Below are 13,125 nucleotides of genomic sequence, written 5' to 3'. Positions count from 1 at the left end.
GAGATCTTGTTGTGCACCTCCGAACGATGGGGGAGAGGCCATGAGCGTCACCGCCGCCCGACCCGGCAGCGCCACCGACGACGCCCTGCGGCGGATCGAGCAGCGGGTGCTGTGGCTGGCGACGGCGATCGTCGACCACGCCAACCACGTCCGCCCGAACCCGACCGGGCTCAAGGTCGGCGGCCACCAGGCGTCCAGCGCGTCGATGGTGACGATCATGACCTCGCTGTGGCTGGAGCAGCTGCGCGCGGAGGACCGGGTCAGCGTCAAGCCGCACGCCTCCCCGGTGCTGCACGCGCTGGAGTACCTGCTCGGCACGCTCGACCGGAGGTACCTGACCACCCTGCGCGAGTTCGGCGGCCTGCAGTCCTACCCGTCGCGGCTGAAGGACCCGGTGCCGGCCGACTACTCCACCGGCAGCGTCGGCATCGGCGCGACCGCCCCCATCTGGGGCGCGATCGCCCGCCGGTACGTCAACACCCAGCTCGGCGCCGGCGGCACCGGGCGGCAGTGGTCGCTGGTCGGCGACGCCGAGCTCGACGAGGGCGCCGTCTGGGAGGCCGTGCTCGACCCGATGGTCGCCGAGCTCGGCGAGGTGGTGTGGGTGGTCGACTTCAACCGGCAGTCGCTGGACCGCGTCGTCCCCACCATGGGCACCACCCGGCTGCAGGGCATGTTCACCGCCGCCGGCTGGCAGGTGCTCACCGTCAAGTACGGCCGGCTGCTGGAGGAGCTCTTCGCCCGCCCCGGCGGCGCCGCGCTGCGCGACCGGATCGACGCGATGTCCAACCCCGAGTACCAGCGCATGCTGCGCCGCACCCCCGACGAGGTCCGCCGGTACCTGCCCGGCGAGGGCCCCGGGGCCGCCGACGTCGCGCGGCTCATCGCCGACGTCCCGGACGACGACCTGACCGCCGCCGTCCGCAACCTCGGCGGGCACGACCTGGCCGCGCTGCGCGAGGCGTTCGCGCAGATCGACGACACCCGCCCGACCGTGGTCATCGCCTACACGCTCAAGGGCTACGGGCTGGCGATCGAGGGGCACCCGCAGAACCACTCCGCGCTGCTCACCGAGACCCAGGTCGAGGAGCTGGCGCTGCACCTCGGGGTCGACCCGGCCGACCCGTGGGCCGCCTTCGAGCCCGGCACCGACGCGGCCGACCTGCTCGCCGCCGCCGCCGCCCGGCTCGACCGGGTGCCGCCGGTCGCCGTCCCCGCGCCCGACGTGCCGGCCGACCTCGGCCGCACCCCGCACGGCACCGGCACCACCCAGGCCGCGCTCGGCCGCACCCTGCTCGACCTCAACCGCGCCGCCCCCGACGTCGGCCACCGGGTGGTCACCGTCAGCCCCGACGTCTCGTCGTCGACCAACCTCGGCGGCTGGGTGAACAAGGTCGGCGTCTGGTCGCACGAGGCCCGCCAGGACTGGTTCGCCGACGACGCCGAGACGATCCTGCACTGGCGCGAGAAGCCGTCGGGCCAGCACATCGAGCTCGGCATCGCCGAGACCAACCTGGTCGGGGCGATCGGCGAGCTGGGCGCGACCTGGTCGCGGTGGGGCCAGCCGCTGCTGCCGATCGGCGTCCTGTACGACCCGTTCGTCGAGCGGGCGCTGGAGCCCTGGTCGTTCGGCATCTACGCCGGCGGGCAGTCGATCCTGGTGGGGACGCCGTCCGGCGTGACGCTGGCCCCCGAGGGCGGCGCCCACCAGTCGATCACCACGCCGTCGGTGGGGCTGGAGCAGCCGGGCTGCATCTCCTACGAGCCGGCGTTCGTGCAGGACACCGAGTGGTGCCTGCTGGCCGCGCTGTCCCGGCTCGGGAAGCCGGGCGGCTCCTCGGCGTACCTGCGGCTGTCCACCCGGCCGGTCGACCAGTCCCTGGCGCGCATCCCCGACGACCCGGCCGCCCGCGAGCGGCGGCGCCGGCACGTGGTCGCCGGCGCCTACGCGCTGCGGCACGACGTCTCCGACCCCGGCGTCACCCTGGTCGCCATGGGCGCCGTCGTCCCCGAGGCGCTGGAGGCGGCCGCGCGGCTCGACGGGCTCGGCATCCCCGCCGACGTCGTCGTCGTGACCTCGCCCGGGCTGCTGTTCCGGGCGCTGCAGGCCCGGCGCGGGCTGGACGACGCGCCGACCTGGGTGCTCGACGCCGCGTTCCCGGCCGGCCGGGCGCGGCCGATGGTGACCGTCCTCGACGGCCACCCGCACACGCTGGCCTTCCTCGCCGGGGTGCGGAACGTGCCGGCCACCCACCTCGGCGTGACGCACTTCGGGCAGAGCGGCGACCTGGCGAGCGTCCACCGCCTGCACGGCCTGGACACCGGGTCGATCGTCGGGGCCGCGCTCGACCTGGTGGACTGAGCGGACGCGCGTCGTCCGCGAGCCGCGCGCCGCGCTCGCGGAGTGGGGCACCGAGCTCGGGCCGGACGTCGAGGTGCGGGTCCACGACTCCAGCTCCGAGGTGCGCTACACGGTGCTGCCGGAGCGGCCGCCGGGAACCGGATCGCTGTCGGAGGACGCCGGCGGGAGCGCCGGTCCCGGGCACTGATCCGCGCGGATATCGTCCGCGGTCGTGCCGGAGCTCGACCGCCTCGTCCCCGCGACCGGGGAGCCGCTGACCCGTCCCGCCCGCCTGATCGCCCGCACGCTCGACCGGCGCTGGCAGCTGCCGCCGGCGACCGACGACATCCGCGTCGTCCGCGACGTCGACGTCCCGGTGCGCGACGGCGCCGTCCTGCGGGCCGACGTCTGGCTGCCGGCCACCGACGGACCGCACCCGACGGTCCTGCTGCGCTCCCCGTACGGCCGCACCGGGCAGTTCGCCGCCACCCTCGCCGCGCCGTACGCCGCGCGCGGCTACGCGGTGCTCATGCAGAGCGTGCGCGGCACGTTCGGCTCCGGCGGCGAGTTCGAGCCGGTGGTCAACGAGGCGGAGGACGGGCAGGACACCGTCGCCTGGCTGCGCGAGCAGCCGTGGTTCGACGGACGGCTGGCCACCCTGGGCCCTAGCTACCTGGCCTACACGCAGTGGGCGCTGGCGCTCGACCCGCCGCCCGAGCTCAAGGCCATGGTGCTGCACATCGGCCCGCACGACCTGGCCCGGGCCGGGATGCTCGACGGCGTCCCGCAGCTGCTCAACCTCGCCGTGTGGACCGAGCTCATCGCCCACCAGGAACGGGTCGGCGCCCTGCGCGGGATGGTCCGGCTGATGACGGCGGAGCGCCGGCTCGCCCCCCACCTGCGGGCGCTGCCGATCGCCGGGCTGACCCAGCGGTTCGGCGGCAACCCGGCGCCCTGGTTCGACGAGTGGATCGACCACTTCGACCCCGCCGACCCGTACTGGGACCGCTACCGCGCCACGCCGGCCGTGCAGTCCTCGACCGTCCCGGCGCTGCTCGTCGGCGGCTGGCAGGACTGGTTCGTCGAGCAGACGCTCTACCAGTACGCCGTCCTGCGCGACCGCGGCGTCGACGTCGCCATGACCATCGGCCCCTGGGCGCACCTCACCCTAGACGCGAAGGTCGCCACCCGGGAGAGCCTCGCCTGGCTCGGCGCGCACCTGCCGGTCGGGGACGGCGCCGCCCCGCAGCGGCCGCGGGTGCGGGTGTACGTCACCGGGGCGGACCGGTGGCGCGACCTGCCCGACTGGCCCCCGGCCACCACCGACCGCACCTGGTACCTCGCCCCCGCCGGCGGGCTCACCCCCGACGCGCCCACCGAGCCCGGCGCCGGCACCTTCTTCCGGTACGACCCGATGGACCCCACGCCGTCGGTCGGCGGGCGGGTGCTGGCCCGCGGCGCCGGCCGCCGCGACAACCGGCGGCTGGAGGCGCGCCCCGACGTCCGCACGTTCACCACCGCGCCGCTGGAGAGCCCGGTGGAGCTGCTCGGCGGGGCGCGCGTGCGGCTGTTCGTCAGCTCCGACAACCCGTGGTCCGACGTGTTCGTGCGGCTGTGCGACGTCGACGAGCGCGGCCGGTCGGTCAACGTGACCGACCGGCTGGTGCGGCTGAACCCGGCGGAGGGGGAGGAGCCGGCCCTCGAGCGGACGCTCGACGTGACGCTGCCCGACACCGCGCACCGCTTCCTCGCCGGGCACCGGGTGCGGCTGCAGGTCTCCGGAGGCGCCCACCCGCGCTACGCCCGCAACCTCGGCACCGGCGACCCGATCGGCCGCGCCACCCGCGGTGTGCCGGTGACCCACCGGATCGGCCACGACGTCGCCTCGCCGTCCGCGCTCACCCTGCCCACCGCCGGTTGATCATCGGCGGCTGGTGGCCGCCGGCGGCGTGTCGGCCGACCACCTGCCGATGATCACGCGGCCGGGGACGGCGTCGCCTCCGAGGTGGCCGCGGTCGCCGACGCGGTCGCGCCGGGCGTGCTCGCGGCCGTCGCGCTGGGCGTGGTCGACGCGGTCGCGCCGGGCGTGGGCGACGCGGCCGGCGGGGTGGTGCTCGGCGCCGGCGGGGGTGGCGCCGGAGCGGGCGCCGGCGGTGGTGCGGGCGCCGGCGTCGGGCTCGGCGGGGGTGCGGGCGCCGGGCTCGGGCTCGGGCTGGCGGCCGGCGGGGGAGTCGTGGTCGTCGGCGCCGGCGGTGTCGTGGTGGTGGGCGCCGGGGGAGTCGTGGGCGCGGGCGCCGGGGCAGGCGGCGGGGTCGGGCTGGGCGCCGGTGCCGGGGTCGGTGCCGGAGCGGGCGTCGGGCTCGGCGCCGGCGGCGGGGTCACGGCCGCGGGCGGGGGCGGAGCGGCCGCCGTCTCCTCCTCGAGCGCGGGCGGCGGAGCGGGAGCGGCCGGCGGGATCGGCGCCGCCTCGATCGGCGTCGTCGGCAGGACCGGCGGCGCCTCGCCGGCGTACGCCGCGGCGAGCCCGAGGACGGTGGCCACGTAGCTGTCGGAGTGGTTGTAGGCGAACACCGCCCGCCGCCGCCCCTCGAGGGTCGACAGGTCGCCGCCCGCCCGGCACAGGTACGCCGCGGCCGCCGCGGCGGCGTCGTAGATGTTGAACGGGTCCTCGACGCCGTCGCCGTCGCCGTCCCGGCCGTACGACGCCCACGTCGACGGGATGAACTGCATCGGCCCCACGGCCCGGTCGTGCACCGTGTCGCCGTCGAAGCGCCCGCCGTCGGTGTCGGTGATCCGCGAGACGCCGTTCCCGTTCAGCGGCACCCCCACGACCGGCGGGTCCGACAGCCCGTTCGTGTGCAGCGTCGCGCCGCGGAAGCGGCCGTGGTTCGACTCCACCCGGCCGATCGCCGCCAGCAGCGTCCAGTCCAGGTGGCACGACGCCGGGGCGCCGTCGGCGGCCCGCGTGTAGGCCTCCATCGCGGTCGCCGGGATGCCGCTGGCGGTCAGCGCGGAGGCGGCCGCGGCCTGCTGCGCCGGTTCGGCGGAGGGGTCGGCGGAGGGCTCCGGCGACCCCACGGACGCGGCGGCCGCCGACGTCGTGCTGTCCGCAGGCACCGCAGCCCGGTCGGCCGCCGCGACCTCCTCGCCGTCCGTGGTCGGGGACGGGGCCGCCGACGGCGTCGCGGGCGAGAGCCGGGCCCCGGTCGCGGCCGACGCCGCGGTCACCTCGGCACCGGGCACCGCCGACTGCGGCAGCGCGAGCAGCGCGGCCGCCGTCAGCCCAGCCGTCAGCACGGCTGAGGTCCCGCGCGCCCGCCGACCGCTCACCAGGTGTCCCCCTCGGTCCCGCGTCCTCCGGTGGCCGTGTCCAGACAACCTGGGGAGGGCGCCGGCCGGAAGTGCCCGATCCGGGGGGTGTCGGGCCGGTCGGGGAGGGTCCAACGGCCGTGTCCGCCGCCCCGGTGCGGCCCTACGGTGGCGGCCTCACCCCGCCGGAGGTCCTCATGGACACGCCGTACCAGGCCGCCCCCGACGTCCACGTCTTCCCCGCGAACGTGACGCTGCCGGGCACGGGCGTGCTGCCGGTCAACGCGTTCCTGCTCATGGCCGAGGAGCCGGTCCTGGTCGACAGCGGGCTCGCCGTCGACGGCGACGACTTCGTCGCCGCGCTGAGCTCGGTGATCGACCCCCGCGACCTGCGGTGGGTGTGGCTCACCCACGACGACGCCGACCACACCGGCAACCTCCAGCGGGTCATGGAGCTGGCCCCGCGGGCGCGGCTGGTCACCCACGGGTTCGCCGCGCTGCGGATGTCGACGTGGTGGCCGGTGCCGATGGACCGCGTGCACGCCGTGCGCCCCGGCGACGCGATCGCCGTCGGGGACCGCACGCTCACCGCCGTCACGCCGCCGCTGTTCGACAACCCCATGTCGATCGGGGTGCTCGACGGGGCGACCGGCGCGCTGTTCAGCGTCGACGCGTTCGGCGCGATCCTCCCCGAGCCGACGCAGCACGCCTCCGACGTGCCGCCCGAGGCGCTGGCCGGCGGCATGCTCGGCTGGGCGACCTCGGACTCCCCGTGGGCGCACCTGGTCGACCGGGCGCGCTTCGGCGAGGTCCTGCGCCGGGTGCACGACCTGCAGCCGACCCGGATCCTCTCCGCCCACCTGCCGGCGGCCGGCGGGACGTCCCTGGACGAGTTCCTGGCGATCCTGGCGCGGGTCCCGGACGCCGAGCCGGACGTGCCGCCCGACCACGAGCAGTTCACGCAGATGATCGAGGCGATGAACCGGCTGCAGCGGCAGGGCGTGCCGGTGCCCGCGCCGGCCGGTTGACCACCGGCGGGCGGCCCGCTGCGGGAGCGGGCCACCCGCCGACGACTCCTCGGGCGGCTCAGACGACCCGGCGGGCGGAGTTGTAGCTCGGCATGGAGTCCACGTCCACCACGCTCACCGGCTTGCCGTAGGTGGACGAGTGCACCATCTGGCCGTTGCCGATGTAGATGCCGACGTGGCTGACCGAGCTGTAGAAGAACACCAGGTCACCGGGCTGCAGGCTGCCCCGGTCGACCGGCGTGCCCATCGTCGACAGGGTGCGCGAGGAGTGCGGCAGCGACACCCCGGCCGCCTCGTAGGCGTACTGGACCAGGCCCGAGCAGTCGAACGAGCTCGGCCCGGCGCCGCCCCAGGCGTAGGGCTTGCCCTGCTGGGCCAGGGCGGTGTCGACCGCCGTCTGCGCGGCGGAGTTGGGTGCGGCGACCGCGGCCGCGGTGAGGGCGGGTGCGGCGGGGGCCGCGGCGTTGGCCGAGGCCACCCCCGGGGTGACGACGATCCCGGCGGCCGCGGCGACGGCGAGGGCGGGACCGGTGAGGCGGCGTGCGAGGGACGTGCGTGCAGTCGTCATCGACGACGGGTTCTCCTTGTTCTCCGTGGCCGCCTACCGGGTTAGCTGACGGGTTCGGGCGGGAGAACCTGCCCGGCGCGACGGCGTCGTCGCGCTTCACCCCAGGACTGCGGTGGGTCCCCGGCCCGGGCGCCGGCGGTGCCGGCCGCCCGGTTCGGCGGCGTCCGGCGGGTGTCCCCAGGGGGTCGGGGACGGGTGCGGCCCGACGGACGCGAGAACGCTAGGAAGATCGCCGACGACGTCGCAAAGCGACGCCTCCGCCGCGGCGCGCCTCCCTCTGCCACCCGACACGCCCGCGCGACCTGCGCCGACGCGGAAAGCCCCGCCGCTGTGCCCGAGCAAAACCGCAGGTCGGGCGAATTGGGTGATCGTCCGCGTGGCCGCACGCGCCGTAGGCGGCCGCTGCCGCAGCGGCACGGTTTCGCCGGCCACCCTCCGGGCACCGAACCCGCCATGACCCAGGGACCGCAGGGTGGCACCCGCGACGACCAGGAGCAGGTGACCGCCGCACCCGAGCAGTCGCCGCGCGCCGCGCAGGGCCCGATGTCGGACGACGTGACGCAGGTGCCGGGCGACCGGGACGTCGAGGAGGGGGCCGACGCCAAGGCGCCCGGCATCTCCGACGCCACCGGCCCGACCGGCTAGCGCCGCCGTCCTCCGACGGCGGGCGTCAGGCCGGCACCTGCTCGTCGAGCCAGTCGAGGACCCGCTCGCCGCGCAGCCCGGTCGCGGCCGGCTCGCAGTGCGCGTCGGCGCCCTCGGCGGCGGTGAACGGCTGCAGCTGCGCGCCCGCGCCCACCCCGCGCACCATCCGCGCCGACTGGCCGGGCCAGAACTGCTCGTGCTCCGGGTCGGTCACCAGCAGCGGGCACTCGATGGCCGCCAGCTGCTCGTCGGTGAGCGCGTACTGCCGCATCGCGGTGAAGAAGTCGAACACCGACGTCACGCCGTAGGGCCGCATCCGCCACTGCAGCGTGGCCCGCGTGCCGCCGGACAGCCTGAGCCCCAGCTCCATCTCCCTGTCGAACTTCTCGCGGTCCCCGGCGTCGAGCAGCTTCACCAGGAAGTGCGGCAGCTGCGCGGCTGAGTACGTCGAGACATCGACGACGCCGGGGTCGGCCACCGCGGCGGCGACCCGGTGCTCGTAGGCCACCGCGCGCGGCACCCAGTAGCCGCCCTGGCTGATCCCCACGACCGCGATCCGGGCGGGGTCGACCTCCGGCCGCCCGACCAGCCAGTCCACGACCGGCGTGAGCACGCGCTCCCAGTCGGGCCGGAACGGCAGGCCCTGCCGGACCAGCGCCGCGTTCTGCCCCGGGCCGTCGTAGGTGAGCACGTTCCACCCGCGCGCCAGCGCGTCGGCCGCGCACCGCGACCACGCGCCGACCACCGACCCGTCGCTGCCGTTGGTGTAGACCAGGGTGCGGCGGGGCCCGCCGGCCGGCCCCGGGCGGAAGAGGTGGCCCGGCAGCGTCGTCCCCTCGTAGGGGACGGCGACGCGCTCGACGTCGACGTCGGTGAGGTCGACCCACCGGTCCCACGCCTCGCGGTGCCGCTCCCAGAGTTCGGCGAAGGTGCCCGTGGCGTCGGCCTTCTCCGTCGCCGCGGCGAAGTAGTTCGCCGCCCGCAGCCAGCGGGCCGCCGCCGACCGGCGGTGCTCGGCCGCCTCGGCCTCGCGGGCCAGCCCGGCGAGCCGCTCGGCGGTGGCGGTCCACTCCCGGACCCAGCCCTTGGCGTCGCCGTCGTGGATGCGGTCGACGGTGGTCAGCACCTCGCCGACGTCGGCAGCGCGGGAGTAGGTCCCGCCCAGCACGTTCTCGACGGCGAACTGGAAGTCGGCGTGCTTGAAGAAGGTGTGCACCGGAGCCCTCCTCACGCCGCGGTGCCGGCGACCCGGCGACCGCGGTCGGCGCCCGGGTGGGTGCCTCGGGGTGTGTGGGACGGCCAGGTGGTCGGCGTGGTCACGGGATCTCCTCCGGTGGTCGGGGAGGCGGCGGGCCCGCCTCGCGGTGCCCACCGTCGTGGCCCGCGCTCCAATCCCGCTCCAACGCCCGGGCGGTGCGCGACGCGGTGGGCTCAAGCGCTCGCGTGCTGCGCGGCGGGCGGCGCGGGCCGGCCCAGGGCCGGGTCCTCGGCCAGGATCCGGCCGTGCAGCTCGCGCAGCTCCGCGCCCGGGTCGAGGCCGAGCTCCTCCTGCAGCAGCGCGCGGGCGCGCTGGTAGGTGCGCAGCGCGTCGTCGGGGCGGCCGAGGTGGTGCTCGGCGAGCATGCGCAGCGCCCACAGGTGCTCCCGCAGCGGCGTCTCGGCCAGCGCAGTCCCCAGCTCGAGCAGCGCGCGCTCCGGCGCCCCGGCGGCCACCAGCGCCTCGGCGAGCACCTCGCGCAGCTGGTCGCGCAGCTCCTCCAGCCGGGCGACCGCGGCCCCGGCCCATGGCCCGTCGGCGCACGGGCCGTAGGGCCGGCCGCGCCACAGGCCGAGGGCCTCCTCGGCGCGGCGGGCCGCGTCGGGTGCCCGGCCGGCGGCGAGCGCCGAGCGGGCCTCGTCGGCGAGTTCCGCGAACCGCAGCGAGTCGACGTCCGCGGGCCCGGCCACCAGCCGGTAGCCGCCGGGCTCGTGCCGCAGCACCGCCGACGGCGCGCCCCGGCGGCGGTCGGGCTCGAGCGCTTTGCGCAGGCGCCAGACGTGCGAGTCCAGCGTGGAGGGCGAGCGCGGCCGGCCCTGGCCGCCCCACATGGCCTCGGCCAGGGCGTCGACCGCCACGTGCCGGCCCGCGTGGATCAGCAGCAGCGAGAGGGCCGCGGCCAGCCGCGCCCCGCCCAGGGCGACCGGGGCGCCCGCGCGCTCGACCTCCAGCGGGCCGAGGTCACGGAACCGCAGGTCTCCCTGCACCATCGGCCTCCTCGCGCGCCGGCACGTGATCACGCGCGTGACCCCGGCCCCCGCTCGGTTCCGCCGGACCTCTGCGTACCGCAACCGGGCGCGCTCGGGAAGGCCGTCGCGCGCGGAGCGCCGGCATGTCGCCGCCGACCGGCGACCCGCGCGCCCCATCCGGCGCCGGGGGTACCGCCCGTCACCCGGGAGACGGCCCGGGTGCGCGCACCCGTGGCACCGTGGGGTGGTGTCTTCCGCAGTACCCGGCGACCGGGACCGACCCGTCGCCGCCCCGCCCCGCACCGCCGAGCACGCGCGGCTGGCCGAGTCCTCCGACATGGCCGCCCCCTGGCGCCAGTGGGGTCCCTACCTCGCCGGCCGCCAGTGGGGCACCGTCCGCGAGGACTACTCCGAGGACGGCGACGCCTGGAGCTCCTTCCCGTTCGACCACGCGCACGCCCGCGCCTACCGCTGGGGCGAGGACGGCCTCGGCGGCATCTGCGACCGCTGGGGCTTCCTCAACTTCTCCGTCGCGCTCTGGAACGGCAGGGACCCGGTCCTCAAGGAGCGGCTCTTCGGGCTGACCAACGCCGAGGGCAACCACGGCGAGGACGCCAAGGAGCACTGGTGGGCCGTCGACGGCACGCCCACGCACTCGTGGATGCAGTGGCTCTACCGCTACCCGCAGGCGGAGTTCCCGTACGCCGAGCTGCGCGAGGAGAACGCCCGGCGCAGCCGCGACGAGCGGGAGTACGAGCTCGCCGACACCGGCGTCCTCGACGAGGACCGCTTCTTCGACGTCCAGGTCACCTACGCCAAGGCCGACCCCGAGGACGTGTGCATCGTCGTCTCGGCCACCAACCACGGCCCGGACCCGGCGCCGCTGCACCTGCTGCCGCAGGTGTGGTTCCGCAACACCTGGTCGTGGGGCCGCGAGCACCGGCAGGGCCTGATCACCCAGCTGCTCGCGCCGACGCTCACGGTGAGCGGCCTGGAGGCGGTCGAGGCCGAGCACGGCTACCTGGGCCGGTACGTGCTCGCCGCCGAGGGCGCGCCGATGGTCCTCTGCTGCGACAACGAGACCAACGCCGTCGCGCTGTTCGCCGCCGAGCGCAACGCCAGCCAGTACCCCAAGGACGGGATCAACCGCTGCGTCGTCCACGACGACCGCGGCGCGGTCAGCCCGTCGAACTCCGGCACCAAGGCCGCCTTCTGGTACCGGTGGGACGCCGTCGCGCCGGGGGAGACCGTCGAGGTCCGGCTGCGGCTGCGCCGCCAGGACCCGGACGAGGACGTCTTCGGCGACGGCTTCGACCAGGTGCTGGCCGGCCGCAGCGCCGAGGCCGACGAGTTCTACGCCCAGGTCATCCACCCGGGACTGGCCGAGGAGGACCGGCACGTCGCCCGCCGCGCGTACGCGGGCCTGCTGTGGACCAAGCAGCTCTACCGCTTCGACGTCTCCGAGTGGCTGGACGGCGACCCCGAGTCGCCCGCCCCGGAGTCCCGCCGCCGGCGCGGCCGGCGCAACTCCGGTTGGCGGCACCTGGCCCTCGCCGACGTCATCTCGATGCCGGACGAGTGGGAGTACCCCTGGTTCGCCGCGTGGGACACCGCGTTCCACTGCATCCCGCTGGCGCACGTCGACCCCGACTTCGCCAAGGAGCAGCTGCTGCTCATGACGCGCGAGTGGGCGATGCACCCCAACGGCCAGCTGCCGGCCTACGAGTGGGCGTTCGGCGACGTCAACCCGCCGGTGCACGCCTGGGCGGCCTGGCACGTCTACCGGATCGACGGTTACCGCGACCAGCAGTTCCTCATCCGCGTCTTCACCAAGCTGCTGCTGAACTTCTCCTGGTGGGTCAACCGCAAGGACGCGATCGGGTCCAACCTGTTCGAGGGCGGCTTCCTCGGCATGGACAACATCGCGCTGTTCGACCGGTCGGCGCCGCTGCCGCCCGGCTACCGCCTGGAGCAGTCCGACGCGACGAGCTGGATGGCGTTCTACTGCCAGCAGATGCTCAAGATCGCCCTCGAGCTGTCGCGGTTCGACCAGGCGTGGGACGTCACCGCGACCAAGTTCCTGCAGCACTTCCTCTCCATCGCGCAGGCGATGAACGCGTTCGGCTCGCACGAGGTGTCGCTGTGGCACGAGGAGGACGGCTTCTTCTACGACGTCCTCGTCGCCCCGGACGGGACGGCGGAGCCGCTGCGGGTGCGGTCGATGGTGGGGCTGCTGCCGATCCTCGGCGTCACGGAGGTGCCCGGCTGGGTCGCCCGCGACCTGCCCGACCTGGCCAACCAGGTGCGCTGGCTGCAGCGCCGTCGTCCCGAGCTGATGAGCCCGCTGCGCAGCCGGTCGGCCCCCGAGGGCCGCAAGATGATCCTGTCGCTGGTCAGCAAGGAGCGGCTGCAGCGCATCCTGCAGCGGATGTTCGACACCGAGGAGTTCCTCTCCCCGTACGGCATCCGGTCGCTGTCGAAGGCGACCGGCCAGGTGATCGCCCGGGTCGGCGGGCGGGACGCGTCGATCGAGTACGAGCCGGGGGAGTCGCGCACCGGGCTGTTCGGCGGCAACTCCAACTGGCGCGGGCCGGTGTGGTTCCCGGTGAACGTGCTGCTCGCCGACAAGCTGCGCACGCTCGGCCGGTTCTACGGGGACGACTTCACCATCGAGATCCCGACCGGCTCGGGCGACCGCCGCACCCTGGTCGAGGCCGCGGACCTGATCGACCACAGCCTGACCGCGCTGTTCCGCCCGGTCGACGGCAAGCGCCCCGCCGACGGCAAGCGGATCGAGGCCGCCGACTCACCGCTGTGGCGGGCGCACCCGACCTTCAGCGAGTACTTCGACGGCGACACCGGCGAGGGGCTCGGCGCCACCCACCAGACCGGGTGGACTGCGCTGGTCGCCCACCTGCTCAACCCGCGGCTGCCCCCCGACCCGCGCTTCAGCTGAGGTCCCGCGGCGCTGGTGCTCCGCCCACCGTCCTGGGCGGAGCACCAGCGCG

The 13,125-nt window shown here is 75.9% G+C and carries 9 protein-coding genes, 1 pseudogene and 1 riboswitch; of the genes and pseudogenes, 6 read left to right on the top strand and 4 right to left on the bottom strand.

The window, feature by feature from the left end; translation table 11 throughout:
* The first annotated feature begins 40 nt into the window (after positions 1-40).
* The 3 genes and pseudogenes from ACI78S_RS05225 to ACI78S_RS05215 all read left to right on the top strand — a co-directional run bounded on the left by ACI78S_RS05225 (position 41) and on the right by ACI78S_RS05215 (position 4,262).
* Complete coding sequence (locus ACI78S_RS05225) at positions 41-2,362, top strand: transketolase-like TK C-terminal-containing protein (protein ID WP_456971161.1); 2,322 nt, start codon at positions 41-43, stop codon at positions 2,360-2,362.
* 40 nt (positions 2,363-2,402) lie between these two features.
* Positions 2,403-2,549: pseudogene (locus ACI78S_RS05220) on the top strand (nitrile hydratase subunit alpha); the annotation flags it as partial.
* 24 nt (positions 2,550-2,573) lie between these two features.
* Positions 2,574-4,262 carry a CocE/NonD family hydrolase gene (locus ACI78S_RS05215; RefSeq protein WP_456971160.1) on the top strand — a complete coding sequence of 563 codons (1,689 nt, stop codon included), beginning with the start codon at positions 2,574-2,576 and terminating at the stop codon, positions 4,260-4,262.
* A 53-nt stretch (positions 4,263-4,315) separates the two neighbouring features.
* On the opposite strand, the gene ACI78S_RS05210 is transcribed toward ACI78S_RS05215, so the two are convergent.
* Positions 4,316-5,638 carry a lytic transglycosylase domain-containing protein gene (locus ACI78S_RS05210; protein ID WP_456971159.1) on the bottom strand — a complete coding sequence of 441 codons (1,323 nt, stop codon included), beginning with the start codon at positions 5,636-5,638 and terminating at the stop codon, positions 4,316-4,318.
* Between the two features lie 152 nt (positions 5,639-5,790).
* On the opposite strand from ACI78S_RS05210, the gene ACI78S_RS05205 reads away from it, so the two are divergent.
* Positions 5,791-6,678, top strand: coding sequence for an MBL fold metallo-hydrolase (locus ACI78S_RS05205; protein WP_456971158.1), 888 nt, complete (start codon positions 5,791-5,793; stop codon positions 6,676-6,678).
* A gap of 58 nt (positions 6,679-6,736) precedes the next feature.
* Here the strand turns inward: ACI78S_RS05205 and ACI78S_RS05200 are convergent, their stop codons facing one another.
* The gene (locus tag ACI78S_RS05200; protein ID WP_456971157.1) at positions 6,737-7,246 is read right to left on the bottom strand and encodes an NlpC/P60 family protein; all 510 of its coding nucleotides are present in this window, start codon (positions 7,244-7,246) and stop codon (positions 6,737-6,739) included.
* 35 nt (positions 7,247-7,281) lie between these two features.
* A riboswitch (cyclic di-AMP (ydaO/yuaA leader) is annotated at positions 7,282-7,371 on the bottom strand.
* Between the two features lie 328 nt (positions 7,372-7,699).
* Between ACI78S_RS05200 and ACI78S_RS05195 the strand changes: the two genes are divergently transcribed.
* Positions 7,700-7,891, top strand: a complete 192-nt coding sequence (locus tag ACI78S_RS05195; RefSeq protein WP_456971156.1) for a hypothetical protein — start codon at positions 7,700-7,702, stop codon at positions 7,889-7,891.
* 25 nt (positions 7,892-7,916) lie between these two features.
* Here ACI78S_RS05195 and ACI78S_RS05190 read toward each other — a convergent pair whose 3' ends face one another.
* A complete protein-coding gene (locus ACI78S_RS05190; protein WP_456971155.1) occupies positions 7,917-9,107 on the bottom strand; it encodes an alpha/beta hydrolase family protein in 1,191 nt (396 codons plus the stop codon).
* A 215-nt stretch (positions 9,108-9,322) separates the two neighbouring features.
* On the bottom strand, positions 9,323-10,138 hold the full coding sequence (locus tag ACI78S_RS05185) for an AfsR/SARP family transcriptional regulator (protein ID WP_456971154.1): 816 nt from the start codon (positions 10,136-10,138) through the stop codon (positions 9,323-9,325).
* A 226-nt stretch (positions 10,139-10,364) separates the two neighbouring features.
* Between ACI78S_RS05185 and ACI78S_RS05180 the strand changes: the two genes are divergently transcribed.
* Positions 10,365-13,073, top strand: coding sequence for an MGH1-like glycoside hydrolase domain-containing protein (locus tag ACI78S_RS05180; RefSeq protein WP_456971153.1), 2,709 nt, complete (start codon positions 10,365-10,367; stop codon positions 13,071-13,073).
* Positions 13,074-13,125 lie beyond the last annotated feature (52 nt).

It is taken from the genome of Geodermatophilus sp. SYSU D00815 (assembly GCF_054050035.1).
The sequence above is the reverse complement of the archived record's forward strand: the minus strand, read 5'-3'. Positions and strand labels throughout refer to the sequence as shown.